Source organism: Chryseobacterium amylolyticum, from assembly GCF_051011775.1.
Taxonomy (GTDB): domain Bacteria; phylum Bacteroidota; class Bacteroidia; order Flavobacteriales; family Weeksellaceae; genus Chryseobacterium.
In genome coordinates this window covers 726585-745447 of the sequence record NZ_JBPCHX010000002.1, presented here as the reverse complement: position 1 = coordinate 745447, position 18863 = coordinate 726585, and the positions used below count along the sequence as shown (strand labels likewise).

Sequence of the window (18863 nt, the reverse complement as noted above, 5' to 3'; positions counted from 1 at the left end):
TATAAAACCACAGTAAAAGTTACTGTGGCTTTTATGACTTAGGTAACACCGGAGGGGGCATTTTGTATTTGTAACTGTTCAGGGTTTTCAAAAATGCTACGATATCAAAAACTTCGTCATCTGTCAGGCTCAGCTTTTGTATCATTCCGGATTTGAAAGGAAATTTAGGATCATTGATCTGATTTCCTTTCGGAATTTCTTTTACCATTCCGGCATTGTACGTCATAACAACGTTCGCCAGCTCAGGAAAAAGTCCGTTATGCATATAAGGTTTGTTCTCTGCAACTTCTCTTAATGCAGGTGTTTTGAATTTTCCTATATCTTCATTTCTTTCAGTAACGAGATATCTTCCCAGATCTTCATATTGCGTTCCGTAGTAAGTTAATCCCAGATTATGAAATTTCTGATCAGAGAAGTAGGGTGTATTATGACAATTGATGCAATTTGCCTTGGTTCGAAATAAATGAAGACCGTTGATTTCAGAATCTGTTAAAGCATCTTTCTTTCCACTAACAAATTGATCAAACCTTGAAGGCGGACTTACCAGAGAACGTTCGAATGTAGCAATAGCTTTTGAAATCTTCTCTTCTGTCACTTCTCCATTTCCGAACGCTTTTACAAAATAGGGTTTATATTCTTCAATCTTACTGATGTTCTTTGCAGCCATTGACATATGAAGATTCATCTCTACCGGGCTTTCAATAGGTGCTTTCACCTGCTCCTCCAAAGTTGCGGCACGGCCGTCCCAAAAGAATGATTTAGCATATCCTATATTGATCAAAGAAGGGGCATTTCTGGTTCCGGTCTGCTTATTGTGTCCAACAGAAACCCTGCTTCCGTCTGACCATGCTGTTTCCGGATTATGGCAGCTTGCACAGGAAATTTGTCCGCTTCCTGACAATCTCGGATCAAAGAATAACATTCTTCCCAGTTCCATTTTATCTTCAGAATATAGATTATCTTCAGGAAATTTCATCTCAGGCAAAGGCCCGATATCCTGAAAACCTCCTTTCGCTTCTTCAAATAAGTGAGGGGCCGGCCATTTACTCTGATCTCCGCTGCTGTATAACGTACGCAGTTCTTCCACTGTATATCCTGCAGGATCATTAGAAGTATAACTTAGTAAGCATATGATTCCGGCAACCGCCAGAAAAGCGATATATCTGTCTTTCATTTATTTCAATACAATACTGAACTGCACAAAGATAACTTTATTAACATACTTATTGCAAAGGTTTTCAGCACTGCCCTATTAAAAATATCAGATATAAAGGTCTTACATTACAGCTATAGTGCCTGAAAAACATTCTGAAAATTAAATGCATAGGAAGAGGGACCATGGTCCTGTAAATATTCTAAGCGCTTCAATGCTTCATCAATACCTGGATATTCATCATTTTTAATCCACCACAGTGCATAATAAGCTTTTCCATATTTTTGAAACCATTCTTTTCTTCTTCTCAGAAACTCAACGTGGAATGTCTTATAAGTAAAATATTCCAGCGATTCTATATTTCTCCATACAGATAAATTGATGATAACCTGCTCGTCATTTAATGGATTAAAGCCAGTAGCATTATTTTCATCATCTTTCAGCCTCCAGATAAAGCCATCACTTTCCTCTGCCAATTGGTTTACCGAATCAAGATGGTTCACAAACTCTTTCATTACAGGGTCTTCAATGTTGGTTCCAATCATTCTGGCAACATTAATTTGTGCTAAGTGGTACATTTTTTCTATTTTTATTATTCTGATTAATATTGTGTAAAAATAAATCCTGCACTGTTAGCATGAAATAACTATCCATATAGATACTATTAAAAAATGAAAAAAGAATGTGAGCTTTCCTATATCAATGTTGATCAGAAATCTTATCCCTGCGCAGTAAGTTTCGTCATGGATCTCATTGGAGGAAGATGGAAAGGAGTTATCCTCTGCCATTTAAAGAATGGGGATAAAAGGTTTGGCGAGCTCAAGAAAGAGCTTTCTTTTATTACAGAAACCACCTTAAGTATTCAGCTGAGACAACTGGAAAGAGATCAGTTAATAACACGAACAGTCTTCGGAACGAAACCTCCCGTGAAAGTTGTATACAGTCTGTCAGATCTGGGTCTTTCATTTATCCCTTTACTGGATCATATCAATGACTGGGGTAAAATGATTCTGGAAAATAGAAAAAGTCATAAAAATTGACACAATGCATGGGATATATCTAGATAAGTAGATTTCCTTTATTGATTTTCCTGTGGAAAATTTCTTACAATATCTCATTGTAATCAGTACCAAGTTATGAATCCAAGTTTGAGAAAATTTTACGCCGATGTCCCGTTGGCTGCACGGTCTTTATTTTGAGTTACCATTTAAAAGCTTTGAATTTGTTGACTTATTTATAAATATCAAATAATCAAAAGATTTAGCAACATTGGTTTTCAAAAATTCATTTTTATCTGTACCTGATCCTGTTTTACGAAATAGAATATCTTCCAAAATCCAGTTACCAAGTTTGTTGTTATCCTTTCTGATTGCCTTTAGATCCAGAATAAAAATTGGAATATTGAGTGAGTTAAGCCTATATTCTAATGTTCCGGGACCTGCTTTTTCTGAATTATAGGTACCGATCTTCCCATCAATACTTGCAGAATAAGTACCTTCATAAAAAGCAAATCCAAAATTTACAAAATCGTCAGCATATGCTTCATTGATCCAATAACCCATTCTGTCCGAATTTAATTTTGCAATGTGATAATTATGAGCCGAGACAATTACCTTAGAATTCAAATAGTTTTCTTTTAACCATTTAATATTCTCCGCCATGAATTTGTCTCTCCTAATAAAATTGAGCTGGATGTATTGTCTAACAATATCTACATTTTGCAGGAAGCGCGATTTTTCTTCCGGTTTTTTTATTGATGTACTTTTTTCTTTTATTAAAAACAGATATTCCGATAAAATTTTTTGGCTTTTTTTAGAATAAGTCCTGAAACCTCTGTTGTTTTCCTTTAAAGTTGTTTCCAGATCATTAATCTCTTGCTCAGGCAACTGATTTTCCTGGTATGTTTTTCTTATTTGATCTATCGCTCCTTTAGCATATTGCATATCAAAGCCATCAAAAAAAACTTTTGAATCATGATTTTCATTGTATTTTTTTAACCATTCAACGAAATTTAAGGTTTCTTCGGTTTGCCACAACCAAAAATACATTCCCTTTAGAATATCTTTGGGATTTTCTTTTTCTTCCTGAATATACTGATTCATTAAAAAGCTTTCAGGCATATTGGCTTCGAGTGAAAAGACATTGAAATTTTTATTGGTTATCAAATATTCACTTATTCTATATTTCATTTGATATATTTCACTCGAACCATGAGTAGATTCTCCTAATCCAACTATTTTAGAATTTCCAATGAGTTTGTTTAAGATGAGCAAATCACTATTATCTTTTTCGTCAGGATTAAAAGTTTTTATAGGATATATAAACTTTGAAATGTATTCTTTCTCTTCAGGATTTAAATCATTTTTTGATTGTGCACTGATGGTTACAAAAAACAGAACCAAAATAAAGGATAATTTCAAATTCATTTACTACTTATAATTAGATTACAATTTTACAAAAAATATTACTTAAAAAATCCAGTATAAGTTTAAATAATGCTCGATACCAGCACTTATTTTTTAAGTCGTAAATCATTTGTTATAACTGATAGCCTAACAGTTTTCTGATCTGGTAAAAAAAGCGTTCAATCAACCTAAGATCTTCTGTGACGATTTCTGCATTGCCTCTGAGTTCTTTGTCAAAAGGAAGTTTTTTGTTATAAGATGTTTTCAACCCTTTTGGAAGGATAATATCAACGTAATAATTTCCGCTTTCGTCTGGAGAAATAGAGATATTCTGTACTTTCCCTTCTACAATACCATATTCCTGAAAACGGTAGTTATCCAGTTTTATCAGCACTTTTTCCCCTGAAGCAACTTTACCTGAATTGACAGAAGGAATCTGCATTCTTCCAACCAACACATCTTTGTTTTTAGGTAAAACGGTTACCATAACATCTCCGGATTTCACGAACTGATTTTCACCAAAGAACTGCTGAAAACTTACGATTCCATCGGTTGAAGAGGTAACGAGGTAGTTTTGCTCCCATTGCTCCAGGGATTTTCTGAGCTGTTCAAAAAGCTGTACCACTTGGGAAGAATAATTGATCTTGTCTTTTTCAGAACTGATATTTGCAGCACTTTTGGTTTTGTTAAGATTAGAAATTCCCTCCTGTAACTGTGATAAAGAAATAGTGATATTTTTTAAATTCTGTTCTTCCTGTAAAAATTTAACTTTTTCATTTTCCAGTTCCATTGTGGCAATCACGCCCTGATCGTGTAAACTTTGTGAACGCTGGTAGTTTTTCTTTGTCAGTTCATATTTTACCATTTCAAGGTTTCTCTGTTGCTGTAAAGTGGCAATTCTGTTTTTAAATTCAGATAAATTCTGGCTGGCCGCGAGGTTTTCCGGAGCATAAGGCTGTAATTTTGTAAACATTTTTTCATCCTGCAAAGCTTTTAAAAATTGATTAAAATCGCCCTGGAGCTCACCTAATCTAAAACCGGAGGTTTCACCTACCGGAAAAGAAAATACCTGATCCGGAGCAGTGGAACCTATCAATTCTCTAAGTTTCAGAATATCCTGATAATTAGCTGTGGATTGCAAAACCATTAAAACGTCATTTTTCCTGACTTCCTGATGGTCTTTAATTAAAATTTTTTCGATCTTAGAATTAATTCTTGCCTGAAGCTTTTCTGGTGGTTCTTTTGATGTAACAGTAATCGGGGCCGGAACAAATTCCGGATATTTGATAAACCAACTCATGATCAAAACCATTACAAGAATAATGAAAATAACAGAGTTTCCCCAACGGATCATCCAGTGCGGCGGTTGTGTCAGAATATCCTGAACGCTCTCTGACCGCAGTTCAATACTATCTAATATGTCTTTTTTAGTTTCCAAGTTCCAGTTGATTTTTAACGAGTCTGTAATATTCACCTTTCAGTGCAACTAATTCTGTGTGATTCCCTTGTTCCACAACTTTCCCTTTATCCAGAACAATAATTTTATCGGCGTGCTTTACAGTGGAAAGACGGTGCGCAATAACAATTGCTGTTTTCCCTTTGAAGAATTGTTCCAGATTTTCCATAATAACTCTTTCATTATTGGCATCCAAAGCAGAAGTTGCTTCATCAAAAAAGATATATTCCGGAGATTTGTAAACCGCCCTTGCTATAAAAAGCCTTTGCTTTTGTCCCCCTGAGACCCCAACCCCTTCATTACCGATTTTGGTATTATAGCTTAGAGGGAGGTCTTCCACAAAATCTTTAATATTGGCAATCTCAACAGATTTTCTTAATTTTGATTTGTCAATATAATCTTCACCAATAGCGATATTATTAGCAATCGTATCATTGAAAACATAACCTTCCTGCATGACAACTCCACAATGATCTCTCCAAAACCTTGGTGATATATTTCTTAAATCAGTATTTCCTATTTTGATATCTCCTGAATTGGGTTCATAAAATTTCATTAATAACTTTAGTAAAGTGGTTTTCCCGCTTCCACTAGCTCCCACAATAGCAGTAGTTTTTTGATAAGGAATTGTTAAATTCAGATTCTCAAAAACAAAAGAATTAGCACCAATATACCGAAAAGAAACATCCTGTATTTCCCAATCTTTTTGGGGAATTTCTGTTATGTATTGTTCATCAGTACTTTCTTCATCTTCTTTATCATGAATTTCACCTAATCTTTCAAGTGAAATTTTAGCGTCCTGAGTCTGGCGGATAAAATCTACTAATTGAAATAACGGACTGTTCAGCTGTCCAATAATATATTGAACCGAAAGCATCATTCCAAGGGTCAGATTTCCGCTCAACACCAGTTTAGCAGAAAGAAAGCTTACCAAAATATCTTTCATCTGATTAATGAAGTTTCCGCCGACTGATTGCCATTGCTCCAGGGATAGCGATTTGATCTGGATTTTAAATAATTTGATCTGCAGAAATTCCCAGTCCCAGCGTTTCTGCTTTTCAGCATTATGCATTTTGATTTCCTGCATTCCATTAATGAGTTCGATCACTTTGCTTTGTTCCTGCGAAACCTGAGAAAATCTTTTGTAGTCCAGCTCTTTCCTTTTTTTGAGAAAAAAAGTAATCCAGCCAATATATAAAACAGCACCCGCCAAATACACCAAGAACAATTTATAATCATAAAACAGTAAAACGATACTGTAAATAATGAGATTAACCAAAGAAAATAATGTATTGAGCGAAGAATTGGTCAGCAATTGCTCAATCCTGTGGTGATCGTTGATTCTCTGCATAATATCTCCTGTCATTCTTGTATCAAAAAAACTGATAGGAAGTTTCATCAATTTGATAAAAAAATCGGAGATGATGGAAATATTGATCCTTGTAGAAAGATGTAGTAAAATCCAGCTTCGGATAACTTCGATACCTGTCCTGCCTAAAAATACCATAATCTGAGCCAGCAGAACCAAATAAATGAAATTAAGATCCTGATTCTGTATGCCTACGTCTACAATGCTTTGGGTAAGAAATGGGAGAATTAGTGATAATAAACTCCCTGCCAACAAACCAACGGACAGCTGAAATACCAGCGATTTATACTTCAATAAATACCTGGATAAAAAGCTAAAACTGGTTTTGTTATTAGTTTCATCAAATTCATTCTGATAAAAGGCGGGTGTTGTTTCCAATAGTAATGCAACCCCTTCTTCTGTGGTTTCATTAGCATTTTCACCTATCCAGAATTTAATGAATTCTTCTTTTTCATAGGTTATTAACCCATAGCTTGGATCAGAAACATATACCTTTTGTAATTTGTCAATTTTGTACACAACTACAAAATGAACTTTATTCCAGTGGACAATGCATGGAAGAGGAATTTCTTCCACAAATGTCTGGAAATCAGTTTTTATCCCTAGGCTTTTAAATCCTAAATTCTCAGCAGCATTGCTTAGTCCTAGTAAACTACTGCCCTCTCTTGTTGTTTCTGATAAATTTCTTATTTGCTGGAGCTGAATGGCCTTACCATAATACTTACTGATAATTCGCAAACAGGTAGGACCACAGTCTTTGAAGTCTGGTTGTTTATATGAAGGAAACATTTGAGTTTTTTATGGAAGAGTTTTCACACTGTTTTCTATGGCATGCTTCGATTTGTAATATCTAAATAGAAAATCATAACAAACCATCTCATGTGCTCTATTTTTAGATTTAAACAAACGATTCATCATCATATGAATGTGGCTTGCCATAAGATTATTGATATTAACATCTAAGGATTTTGAATTATGCAATGTTAAAATTTCATCCTTTAAATTTATAATTCTCTGATTTCTTTCATTAATTATTTCATAAATATTATTTGTATTTTTACCCTCAATTGTATTTGTAATATCCTGCCTGTTGGCTCTGAATTTATCGCTCAAATTAGAATTCAAAATTTTTGTTTTTCCAAATTCTGTTTTAAAAGCAATACTTAACTGCTCCATAAAATTCTTTTTATCAGACAATTGATACTGAAATAGATTTAAAAAATCATCAATTGCCTTTAAACCGAATAGCCATCTTAGATTTTCGTCCTTAAAGTTTTCCAAATAATTTACAGTCATCACACTGTCCAAAAAAAATAATTGCTCTGAAACCTCCATTGTTTTAAGACCATATCTTTCTATTTCCTTATTATAAGTATCCAGCTGAACTTTCCAAATAATAAATTCTTCAATTAAAGGCAATAAAATAGGGTGCATTCTTGAAGTAATTTCATGTAAAAGAGTGGGATCAGTACATTTGAATCTTATGCGTAAGTGATATTTTGGATCATTATATCGAATAAAAAACCATTGATCTATAACATTTTCTTCAATGAGTTGATCTGCAAGAGGCTTGATTTTATCTACAAGTATTTCATCAGCAGATTTTGTCCCCATATACAGCTTATAATAAATCCAGTTCCCTCCAGGTATGTTATATGCTCTCATATTGTTGTGCATACTATTAATTTTTGTAAAATGACATTATAATTTCATTGGAAAAGTTATGTCCGGAAGAATCTTTAACGACTTGTTTGTCTTGATTAAAAATAAATTCAGTCAACTTAAAATTTGGTCTGGTTCTGACCGTTTCAATAAACATCTCCACAGAGGTCAGGTTGTTTAAATTGATAAGCAACTCATTATCACCTTCACTTAAAAGGATTAAATCAGGAAGAGAAAATTGCTCCTTGAAATTTTCTACCTTTTTTTGCAGATTGTTTTGCTTTTTCCCTTCAATTAAAGATTTTATATCATCAATACTAAAATTCCAAGAAGCATAGGAAAGAATGATATTTTTATATTCTATTCTGGGAATAAATTTATATAAGTGATCAAAATTGCTTACATCGATATATAATGCAGAATAATTATTCAATTGCATATCACTTAAAAAATGATAGATGGGAAGAGTATTACTGTTGGAATAATTATGGGCATTCGTTAATCTCGGCAATATCTCTTTATTATGAGCTTTGGATCGCAAAACAATTTTATTATTTCTCACGGATACCATGATATCTTCTAGACTTATCTGTTTGTCTAAAGGTTTGTTCGAACGAGCCAAATACGGAATTTCAAAATTTCTAAAATCTGGTCTGGATAAGATGTTCCCAACTCTTGCTTCCGGAAGGTGAACTATCTCTGCAATAATTTTATCTGAGTTATAATCTGTTTCGAAATGAATGATCTCGTTGACCAATTTATTTATATTCTCATCACTGTGGCAAAATCTTGCTAATAAATTGGCTCCGCTCCCTCCTCCGCCACCTGAGAATTTTATCTTGGAAAGATTGTTTTCTTCAACAATTTCAATCATTAGAGATATTGTTTCAGGTAAATCTTCATACGTAACTTCAGGCAGAAAGGAAAAATCCTTATCTTCTAATGTTATTATTAAATGGTTTTGTTGAATAGCACTTATTATCTTTTTCTGAATGATATCATCAATTACTGTCCATTTTATTTCTTTTGGCTCCTTTATGTCTTTGTCCGGGGGCAGGATTAATAAATCATCAATTAAAGGATTGTCATCATTGGATTGTGTATTAAAACCATATCCAATACCTATCTCCGGATCTAAAACTTTAGATATAGGCATTTCATAATCTTCATATCTTTCATAAAAGCCTTCTTTAAATTGATCCAAATAATTTTTAGCTTTATTTTTTCTTAGTCGATTAACAAATCTGATAGCCTGTTCAATATCTTTTATAATTTTTTTATCAATGGAATTATGTTGAGTTGAAATCACTAAATCGCATTGAAAAAGGTATTTAAGATCAAAAGGAATTTCTTTTTTTCCAATCTTATTACTTATATCAATGTATTTTTCTAATGAGTTGCCAATTACCTGGTCTATACTCTCCAACTCTTTTTCAATTGAATCTATAAATGTGAGATACTCATTCTGAGATTCAAATTTGTCTTTTAACACATTAATGAGCTGATTAATATATTCAAGTCCGGATACAGACGGTTCAATTTCACTTACAAGAATTTGGTTTTCAATCAACTCTTCTACAAAATCCTTGGCTTCTTCATAGTCAATATCTTCCTCAACCAGATTGTCAATAATCTCATTAATATATAATCCCCTTTTAGAAATAGTTATAATTTCTTCTAAATATTCCGAAAAGTCAACAGCAACAATGTCATAATGTCTGATATTGTCTTTATAAAAGTATTCTATATATCTTAACTTGTCCCCAATTCTGTAAATACTGGAATTAGGATAGAATTTCAAGCACTCTCTTATCTGTTTAATCTCTAACAATTTATCAGATAAAGCCACTGCATAATTCATATCCAGCCTGGTATGGCGTTGATGGTTTGTTGGGTTATCCAGTATTATTTGGGTTTGGTCAGAAAAACTTCCAACAGAACAACCTGCAAATAATCCATATGGAGTACATCTGGAGGACATTCTTGAAAGATATTTTAAAATGCTGTGTTTTAATTTTATTTTTTTCTCAGCATCAGTAATTTCACCATTTATCCATCTATCAATTTGAGAAGAAAGAGAAGGGGATGCTAAAAATATGGCTTCACGAATGGTTTCATTTTGGCAAGTATCAATCAATTGCTGATCGGATATGATTTCTGCTGATGTTAAATCTTTAAAAAAATCTAATGATAAAAGAGGTGTTCTTAATACGAACTTTTCAAAAGGAAGATATTGTGATCTTTTCATAATCAATGTTAAATTTATTCTAACAGGAAAATAGAATCCCACTGTATTGAAGAACTGTTTAATAAGTTATCAACAAAAAAAACTCCTATTCCTGCTATTCCGTCTAAAAGTCCTAAAGCAGCTTGTTTACCTCCTGTGCCTGTATTCTTTAGGTAACCGGCCAGACCTTTCTTTTCAGTAGAAAGAGATAAAGTGAGTTGAGTAAATTTTTTGTATAACTCCAAAAATCTAGTATCTCCAGTCATTAAATACCATTTTTTATGATAATAAGCCACGGAAATGGTTCCGTGACAAAATCCCGGATCACAACTTTCTTCATGTAATAATGCTGTTCCAAGGGAGTCTCTCTTCAATGTGGATAAAGCTATTTCCTTAGAAATATTAATTAAATTTTCATCATTTAATGTCTTCCCAGCCTTATAAAGTCCATAAGAGACTGATTGATCTCCATAGCACCAGCCTAAGTGAATATTGTAAAGCGCTGTTTTTTTATTCACTGCTATGCTTGGAAATAAGCAAAATCCGTCTTCCTGTTCATTTTTAAATAGTAAAACTGTCTTTACGCTGCTTTCTAACGCTTCCTTCACTTTCTTGTTATGAGGGAAAACTTCTAAAAACTTTGAAAATAATAAAATAAATGAAATATGCCCGTGTGCCAGGCCAAGATTTGTTTTGTGCAAATCCGTTGAAGTTTGTTCGATATCTTTAACTTCTAATGCTCTTCTATAATCGCATTCTACTATTTCTGATAGTTTTTCAAATAAGATTATGATTTTTTCGGAATAGATTTCTTTTCTCTCTCTGGAAAGAAAATAATGGGCAAGGCCGGAAACTCCATGAAGAAAATCTACCTGCTCCATGATATATTTACTTTCGATATTATCTATGTAGGAAAGAAAGTGGTCTACAGTATCTAATAAGATTTCATCGAATGTTTCAAGAGCTTCGGAGAGATCAATATTGATGTCTCCTGACTTTTCTAAAAAATTCAGCATATAGGCTATTCCTGCAAGTCCCAGGCAATAAGTTTTAGGAATGGTTTCCTCTCCTTCATTTAATCTTTCAAAAATAACATTGAGTACCTCTTCTATTTTATTCAGATATTTTGGTTCGTTATAGTGTTTATATAACATATAATAGAAGATAGGAATACCACTAATTCCCGTAAGTAAAGAAAGATCTGAAATATAAGGTTCTTTATGCCAGCTTTGGTTTATTACACTTTCTATCTCTAATAATTTATTCTTTATACTCATTACGCGTTTATAATACAAGCTCTATAAAATTATAGAGCTTGTTGGTTAATAGTTTTTATCCAATGTTTAGTTTGCAGGCTCTATACAGTTGTTAGTTTTAGAAGGCCCATCACCTCCATTAGTACACCAACAACAAGTAAAATCATTCCAAGAACTGCTTGCAGAAGCTTTACCTCCGTTAATAGAAGCAGATTGTTCTTTTGTTAATTTTACAACTCTCTCTTTGTTTAATGATAATTTTTTCTGTTTCATGATAAAAAATTTAATAGTTCTAGTTTTTAAATTCTATAATTAGCTACATGCAAAGCATTCAGAAACAGCACAAGTATTCCAAGAATCTTTTGTACCATCACCTCCAGTACAAAGTCCACAAGTAAAATTATGTCTTGTACTTACTGCTAGTTCCTTTCCACCTTTTATAGTGGAAGATTGAAGATCTGTCAGTTTGCTGACTTTCTCTTTGTTTAATTTTAATTTTTGTTTCATAGTTTGAAAATTTAATTGTTGATTTTTAATAATAAAAGTCGACTTTATATAGTTATTTGATCCGGATAAAATTTAATTAGGATATACAATCGCTCGATTGAGTTCAATAGGGTTATTGTATTTTTTTATATTCATTCGTAAAGATTCATTGATCTCCCTCATATTTACAGCGTTTACTTTTGTACCATCATTCAAAAAGAATTCTTCATTTTTAGAATCACCAACACTATTTTGAATAAAATTCACCGGGGATTCATAAAATTTTATCTTGGTACTTTTGTATTTCTCCCATTCAACAGCAATGGCCTGCTGTTTGGATATTTCTATAAATTGATTTTCTTTTTTTCCATTGTATTTTTCAGACTTTACCAGTTCAAATCTATAATTACTCTTATCATCATAGAGTTCTACAATTAAACCAGGTAATCCGTGAAATTTATAGGGTCCATCCTGAAAAGGGATTTCTGTAGTAAACCAGGCTGTCCAGTTTCGTCCGCCCCAAGTGGCTACTGCTTTTTGCAACGACAGTTCTTTGATTTTCTTTTTTTCACCAGTCAATTTCCAGTTTTGGAAATCTTTTGTTTGTAATTTTAGAATCGTATTTTCCAGTAAGTCATATTCATTATAATTATTGTCTCCAATTCTATGGGTGATAATGGTTGAAGTATTTAACTTCATATTTTTTGGAAAAGGGATATTATGGCTGATTAAAGAATCTGCAATAAAAAAGTCTCTTGTATAATACAGCACTTCACTTTTATTAATGTCTAAAAGATAATTCTCTTTTGCGGTAAGATTTGAAGTTGAATCCTTTTTGTATTCAACATCATAAACAAATCTGTGTGTTTGAGAATTGGCGAAAAAAAATGATAATAACATTAATAAAAAACTATTCCTGATATGATTTTTCATCTATAAATTTTTGTTCTTCTTCTGATAATAATATGCTGTTATTTTGCTTTTCCAGTTTAGGAATATTCTCCCATATTCTTTTGGTCAGGTCAATCTTTTTCTGAAGACCGGTTGTTTCTGTCTCAGTAAACTTTTGAAAGATGATTTCTCTGCTAAAGCTGTTTTTTTGCTTCTTTCCATCATAGGTACAATAACTAAAACCTTTGGTTCCTGAAATAGAAGGAACATACTTTCCGTTTATTTTGTAAAAATCATAGTAGGTAACACCGTTTCCGACTTTGAATTCGTACTCTAATCCATTTTTAGTTTTTACTTTATAAGACGGATACTTGCTTTGATCATATTGCAGTTCATAATGAATAATGGTTTTATCCATTTTTTGATACACAATTGTTCCTGTAACCTCTATTTCCGGGTTACTGATTTTATAAACAATAGTCTGTTCATCATTAGAATCATCAACAATTCTGCCTGAGAATTTTGCATCTTTTGTCTTGAAATAATAATTAACCCGGGCTAGTTCGTACTTGAAAAAAATGTTTCCAACAAAATCTTTGGACTGGTTCAAAGATTGTCCTTTGCAAAAATCATTTTCGGAAATAGTAGATTTGAAATATTTTACAGAATCTATTTCCATTTGGATGAAATTATCAAATCTTTTATTAAAAGCTTCCTTATAATTGTAAGTATTGGACTCCATCCAAAGTTTACCATTGGTTATCAGAAGGAAGCTTAAATTATCATCATCGCTATTTTTTTGTCTGTAAAGTATATCATATAGAGAGTGTTGATCATAATATCGTTTCTCATAATTTTTTAAAACATCTGAAAAGATCTTCTTGATATCAATATTTATTATTTTAACTTCATCAATATCTTTATATAATGGTTTTAATTTTATAATTGAACTATAATTAACAAATTTTTCCATTTCATAACCAGACGCTGAAACTTCCAAATTGTTTGCATTTTCAGGCAATAAAATAAAACCATCATCATTGCTGTATAACACTGTATTTGATAAAATAATTCTTGCGTGTGGAATTGGATTACCGCTTTCTGAATCTACAATTTTTAACTTCAAAGATTGTGCATGAAAAAATCCTAAAATTAAAAAGAGAAGAAGAATACTGTAGAATTTTGCTTGTGTCATGTTTACTCGTTTCGATTGCAAACATACACCGTTATAATCAGTCACAAAAAAACTTAAATATAGATTTATAAATTTATAGATTTGATATATAAATCTATACCTTATAATGGCTGTAATTCATTAAAACCAGCCTGTAAAACATTAATTATTCCATTGATTATCAGACAATAGAATCACAACACATTCCCTCAATAAAAGAATGTCATTTTACACGAAAATTTTTACATATAAAAATGATGAATTACTCCTGAGACTGGTTAATTTCTTTGATATAAGTCCTCAAAATGGTTCCGGTCTTTTTTCGAAAAGCTGAGGCAAAAGCCTGTTCATTATTATAACCTAATTCTTCAGCAACAACAGTTAATTTATAAGAACGGAATTTTTTATCCTGTACTAATCTGTTCAGGGCATAATCTATTCGAAGATCATTGAGATAAGAAGCAAAGTTCTTTTCTTTATAAGTATTAACCACATCAGACAAATAAGCAGAATTGGTTTTAAAATCTTTTGCAAGACTGTTTAAAGTAATACCTTTTCGTAAAAATAATTCGTTATTCTCAAATCGTTCTAATTCCTTCAGAATCTTTTGTACAGTATCCTCTGAAATATTTCTAATTACAGATTTTTCAATCTTTGAAGCGGCCTCAATTTTAGAAGGAATAAAATCTCTTTTTTCTTCCTTTTCCTCTACTTCTGATTTCTTCTCATTAATAGATTTTATTAAATCTTGAGCAATTTTTCGATATTTTTTTTCTGACTTTTTAGATCTATAAAAGAAAAATCCTACAGCAATTAGTGCCAAGAACAAAACTCCCAGACCAGAAAACAAAAAATATTTCTTTTTTTCTAAATCGTTGATAATATTTTCTTTTTCTTTTAAGAGTTTAGGGGCATCATATTTTCTTGGTAGTTCTCTAGATATGTATTTAAATTGGGAATCAAGAGTTTTATCAACATTTAAGAACCTTTCAATATAATAAAGTTGTTTTTCTTTGTCTCTTTTCTCTTTATAATAATCTACAAGATAAGTGTAAACATCACGGAGCTCGGGAAAAGTATTATTAGTTTTTTGAATAATAGAATCAATTTTAACAAAATTCTCTGCAGCTTTATCTTTTTCATTAGAACTTAAGTATGATTCTCCTAAGTATAACATGGTATAATTAGCATCAAAATCAAGATTATTCTTTAAAAAATATTTTTTACAGATTTCTAAGTTGGATATAGCATTGGAGTAATTTTTGGTTTCCAAATTATATCTGCCCAACAAAATTAAATACTTGTTATATCTTTTTATTTCATTATTTTTTGATGCATCATTAAGTCCTTTTTCTATTAATTTCAATGCCTTGGCATACTCATAAATATCAATATATGCATCTGCCAGACTTATTTGAATGTGTTCAATATCTTGGGGAGTTAAAAATTCAGGATGTCCGTAATAGTATTCCAGAACCTTCACGGTCTCTTTATGTTTTCCAATATATCCATTTAGATAAGCAATTTGAAGATCAGCGATAGCAATCTGTCGTTTATTGTTATTTTCCTTGGCATGGCTTAACGCAATTACAAAATTATCCAAGGCTAATTTTTCGTTGTCATAATCAAAATACAATTTGCCTCTTAGCAGATAGATACGAGCAGGATATCTATTATCATGCAGTCTATTACTAATGGATTCTAAACTATCTATGTATTTTAAGGAGGTCGCTAAATTTTGATTATACTGCATGAATACATACCCTTCAGCAATATTATTAATGATCATTTCTTTCTTTGCCTTTTTCAGGTAGTATTCAGCAATGATTTTAGATTCTTTAATTTTATTATTGTTCTTGTAATTGTAGAATTTTTCTTCTAATTCCAAATAGTCATACTTAGACAAAGTATCAATTAAAACTTTATTTTGAGAATAATATTGGTTGTATGCTAATAAAAGAAAGAAAAAATATTTTAGGCTTTTCATAAACTAAAGTATGCGGTACAAAAATATCCATTTTATTGATCACAAGTAATATAATAAAAGCTATTTTTAGTATTATAAATGAAATTTATTTTTTAATACTACAATTGAAAATTATCATTCTAAAAAAATTCAATTTACAATACTCAAATCTTTATAAATAAAAAACTATAGATTTATAAATTTATAGCTCTAATTCCAGCAGGATTCGAAAAATATCATTTTATTTGCATAATTAAATAAGTTAAAAATTTCAAAATGAAGAAGAACATTAATGAGAAAAAGCTTTCGCTTAACAAAGTAAAAATCTCAAAAATTAACAATTTAAACTCTATTAAGGGGGGAATAATAGGTTTAGAAGAAAAGATTAGGACTTGTGCTTTTCCAGATAATGCTAGTAAGGATCCACAGGAACCGATCAAAATTTAATCAAAAAATTTTTGAATTTTACCTCGGGGAAGAAGAGTTAAGGTTTGAAAAGACACAGAGCTTTTCATCGAAATAAAAAATTATTTTCAGTAATTCCCCAGTAGCCTTACCCCGGGGTTGTTTATTCTAATATCAAATGAAAATATATATATTTATTTTTTTTTCACTATCCTTGGGTGCGCAAAAAACAAATTTAGCACCTTCTGTACCTGCTACTGATCATTATTTTGGCACTAAAATCATTGATGATTACAGAAATCTAGAAAATTTAAAGGACTCTGCAACCGCTCAATGGATGAAATCTCAGACAGATTACACTAATTTTTTGATTAATAAAATTCCAAATAGAGATTATTACCTTAAAAAACGTTTAGAATTTGATAAAAGGCAAGGCTATTCAGTATCTGATTTCGTAATAACGAATAATGACAGATATTTTTATCTGAAAAAAGGTTCTGAAGAGAAAACTTCAAAAGTTTACTATAGAAATGGGATTAACGGAACGGAACAATTACTATACGACCCGGATAGATTCATATCCCCTTTTAAAGATTCCTCGGATAAATCTAAACATCAATTTTTAGTCAATCTATTAAGTCCCAGCTGGGACGGAAGCAGGTTGGCTGTTTCATTGACGGAAAATGGTAAAGAAATTTCTCAAATTATTGTAATAGATGTAGAAAATAAATATGTTCATCCGGAAGTTGTGACTAACACTAATCCTTCCAGCATTGGAGGTATTAAATGGTTACAGGATAATTCAGGATTTTTTTATGTTTATTATCCTGTCATTGACAGTAATTCTAAAGATTATGGAAAAAATGTTCAAGCAATCTTATATAGAATAGGTGAAAATCCCAAAAAATTGAATAATGTATTTTCCAGATCTAATAATCCGAATTTAAATATAGAGGAAAACACATACCCGGCTATTATGGCATTTAATGCTGATGATAAGTATTACATAGGAAATTTAGTAGATTCAGAAGACTTTAGGAGAACATTTATTATCAGTAAAGAAGATTTATTAAATGGTAAAAAAACCTGGAAACCTTTATATACGAAAGAAGATAAAATACCATATATGCGGTTAGCCGGAGATGATATCTATTTTTTATCCGGCTATAATAATACTTTGAATTACAAACTCTGTAAGACCAGCGCTAAGAATCCAAACTTCAAAAATCCGCAAATATTGGTCCCTGAGATGGCAGATGAAGTGATAACAGGATATGCTGTAACGAAAGATGGAATATATTATACCAGAACAAAAAACGGTGTAGAAGCAAAATTATATTTGTACAAAGATGGAAAAGAAAGAAATATAAAAACTCCATTTGTATCAGGAAATATATATTTGGAAGCGAAAGGAAAAGATTTTTCGGATATATGGATTAGTTGTTCAGGCTGGGCAAATGATGAGCAAAGATTTAAATATGACTTGCAAAAAAATGAGTTTACTCCAGAAAATATTGCTCCGCTCATTGAATATCCTGAATTTAAGGACATTGTAGTTGAGGAAATTACGGTAAAGTCTCACGATGGTGTAGAAGTTCCATTATCTTTAATTTACAATAAAAACATTAAAAAGAATGGAGAGATTCCAGTTCTTATGAATGGTTATGGTGCTTACGCTGAGTCATATTCTCCATACTTTTCTGTTAGTTATTTATTGTGGGCAAATCAAGGAGGAATTGTTGCTGTTCCGCATGTAAGAGGAGGTGGAGAAAAAGGAGAACAATGGCATATTGATGGACAGAAATCTAAAAAACCAAATTCATGGAAAGATTTGATTGCCTGTACCGAGTATTTAATTAATAAAAATTATACATCACCTAAGAAAATAGCCATCCTGGGGGGAAGTGCAGGTGGGATATTAATGGGAAGAGCAATGACCGAAAGACCGGAGCTTTTTGGTGCGGTAATTATAGAATCAGGAGTGCTAAATACTTTGAGAAACGAGTTTGGAGGCGTAGGAAAATCTGCTGCTCAAGAATATGGCAATCTAAATAGTCCGGCTGATTTTAAGGGACTATTGGAAATGGATGCTTACCATCACATTAAAAAAGGAGTTAAATATCCTGCAACTCTAATCACATCGGGGATTAACGATCCAAGAGTTGCTCCCTGGATCCCTGCTAAATTTGCCGCTAAATTGTTAGCAGATAATTCTTCCGACAAACCTATTTTGTTGAAAATAGATTATGCCGGAGGTCACGGAGGTGCTATACCTGTAGCACAGCGTTATGCTAATATTGGAGATATTTTTGCGTTTGCTTTATGGCAATTAGGAGTGCCAGCTTATCAGCCAATCGGAGATATTACCAAATAAAAACGTTTATAACTTAACTCCTTAATTTTTTTCCTTGTT

The 18863-nt window shown here is 31.9% G+C and carries 16 protein-coding genes; 3 read left to right on the top strand and 13 right to left on the bottom strand.

Annotation, left to right across the window (positions count from 1 at the left end):
* Positions 1 to 31: 31 nt before the first annotated feature.
* Together ACR1PO_RS08520 and ACR1PO_RS08515 are read right to left on the bottom strand one after the other, a co-directional pair.
* Positions 32 to 1174: a cytochrome-c peroxidase gene (locus tag ACR1PO_RS08520; RefSeq protein WP_433986485.1), complete on the bottom strand. Its 1143-nt coding sequence runs from the start codon at positions 1172 to 1174 to the stop codon at positions 32 to 34.
* 113 nt (positions 1175 to 1287) lie between these two features.
* Positions 1288 to 1731 carry a DUF3291 domain-containing protein gene (locus tag ACR1PO_RS08515; protein WP_332385142.1) on the bottom strand — a complete coding sequence of 148 codons (444 nt, stop codon included), beginning with the start codon at positions 1729 to 1731 and terminating at the stop codon, positions 1288 to 1290.
* A 93-nt stretch (positions 1732 to 1824) separates the two neighbouring features.
* Between ACR1PO_RS08515 and ACR1PO_RS08510 the strand changes: the two genes are divergently transcribed.
* Positions 1825 to 2193, top strand: coding sequence for a winged helix-turn-helix transcriptional regulator (locus ACR1PO_RS08510; RefSeq protein ID WP_332385141.1), 369 nt, complete (start codon positions 1825 to 1827; stop codon positions 2191 to 2193).
* Positions 2194 to 2343: 150 nt separating this feature from the next.
* Here ACR1PO_RS08510 and ACR1PO_RS08505 read toward each other — a convergent pair whose 3' ends face one another.
* From ACR1PO_RS08505 to ACR1PO_RS08455, 11 genes are all read right to left on the bottom strand, one after another.
* The gene (locus ACR1PO_RS08505; RefSeq protein WP_433986484.1) at positions 2344 to 3579 is read right to left on the bottom strand and encodes an erythromycin esterase family protein; all 1236 of its coding nucleotides are present in this window, start codon (positions 3577 to 3579) and stop codon (positions 2344 to 2346) included.
* Between the two features lie 112 nt (positions 3580 to 3691).
* Positions 3692 to 4996, bottom strand: a complete 1305-nt coding sequence (locus tag ACR1PO_RS08500) for an HlyD family secretion protein (protein ID WP_433986483.1) — start codon at positions 4994 to 4996, stop codon at positions 3692 to 3694.
* Positions 4986 to 7172 carry a peptidase domain-containing ABC transporter gene (locus ACR1PO_RS08495; protein ID WP_433986482.1) on the bottom strand — a complete coding sequence of 729 codons (2187 nt, stop codon included), beginning with the start codon at positions 7170 to 7172 and terminating at the stop codon, positions 4986 to 4988. Before ACR1PO_RS08495 ends, ACR1PO_RS08500 begins: the two co-directional genes overlap by 11 nt.
* A gap of 9 nt (positions 7173 to 7181) precedes the next feature.
* The gene (locus tag ACR1PO_RS08490) at positions 7182 to 8060 is read right to left on the bottom strand and encodes a thiopeptide-type bacteriocin biosynthesis protein (RefSeq protein ID WP_433986481.1); all 879 of its coding nucleotides are present in this window, start codon (positions 8058 to 8060) and stop codon (positions 7182 to 7184) included.
* Between the two features lie 4 nt (positions 8061 to 8064).
* The gene (locus ACR1PO_RS08485; protein WP_433986480.1) at positions 8065 to 10293 is read right to left on the bottom strand and encodes a lantibiotic dehydratase family protein; all 2229 of its coding nucleotides are present in this window, start codon (positions 10291 to 10293) and stop codon (positions 8065 to 8067) included.
* Positions 10294 to 10307: 14 nt separating this feature from the next.
* Positions 10308 to 11549 carry a lanthionine synthetase C family protein gene (locus ACR1PO_RS08480; RefSeq protein WP_433986479.1) on the bottom strand — a complete coding sequence of 414 codons (1242 nt, stop codon included), beginning with the start codon at positions 11547 to 11549 and terminating at the stop codon, positions 10308 to 10310.
* Between the two features lie 66 nt (positions 11550 to 11615).
* Positions 11616 to 11801 carry a class I lanthipeptide gene (locus ACR1PO_RS08475; protein WP_255816415.1) on the bottom strand — a complete coding sequence of 62 codons (186 nt, stop codon included), beginning with the start codon at positions 11799 to 11801 and terminating at the stop codon, positions 11616 to 11618.
* Between the two features lie 39 nt (positions 11802 to 11840).
* Complete coding sequence (locus tag ACR1PO_RS08470) at positions 11841 to 12035, bottom strand: class I lanthipeptide (RefSeq protein WP_332385127.1); 195 nt, start codon at positions 12033 to 12035, stop codon at positions 11841 to 11843.
* Positions 12036 to 12107: 72 nt separating this feature from the next.
* On the bottom strand, positions 12108 to 12947 hold the full coding sequence (locus ACR1PO_RS08465) for a GLPGLI family protein (RefSeq protein ID WP_433986478.1): 840 nt from the start codon (positions 12945 to 12947) through the stop codon (positions 12108 to 12110).
* Positions 12925 to 14100 carry a peptidase associated/transthyretin-like domain-containing protein gene (locus tag ACR1PO_RS08460; RefSeq protein ID WP_433986477.1) on the bottom strand — a complete coding sequence of 392 codons (1176 nt, stop codon included), beginning with the start codon at positions 14098 to 14100 and terminating at the stop codon, positions 12925 to 12927. Before ACR1PO_RS08460 ends, ACR1PO_RS08465 begins: the two co-directional genes overlap by 23 nt.
* Positions 14101 to 14341: 241 nt before the next feature.
* A complete protein-coding gene (locus tag ACR1PO_RS08455) occupies positions 14342 to 16066 on the bottom strand; it encodes a helix-turn-helix domain-containing protein (RefSeq protein WP_433986476.1) in 1725 nt (574 codons plus the stop codon).
* A 255-nt stretch (positions 16067 to 16321) separates the two neighbouring features.
* Between ACR1PO_RS08455 and ACR1PO_RS08450 the strand changes: the two genes are divergently transcribed.
* Both ACR1PO_RS08450 and ACR1PO_RS08445 read left to right on the top strand, forming a co-directional pair.
* Positions 16322 to 16492, top strand: coding sequence for a hypothetical protein (locus ACR1PO_RS08450; protein WP_433986475.1), 171 nt, complete (start codon positions 16322 to 16324; stop codon positions 16490 to 16492).
* 136 nt (positions 16493 to 16628) lie between these two features.
* Positions 16629 to 18824: a prolyl oligopeptidase family serine peptidase gene (locus tag ACR1PO_RS08445; protein WP_433986474.1), complete on the top strand. Its 2196-nt coding sequence runs from the start codon at positions 16629 to 16631 to the stop codon at positions 18822 to 18824.
* Positions 18825 to 18863 lie beyond the last annotated feature (39 nt).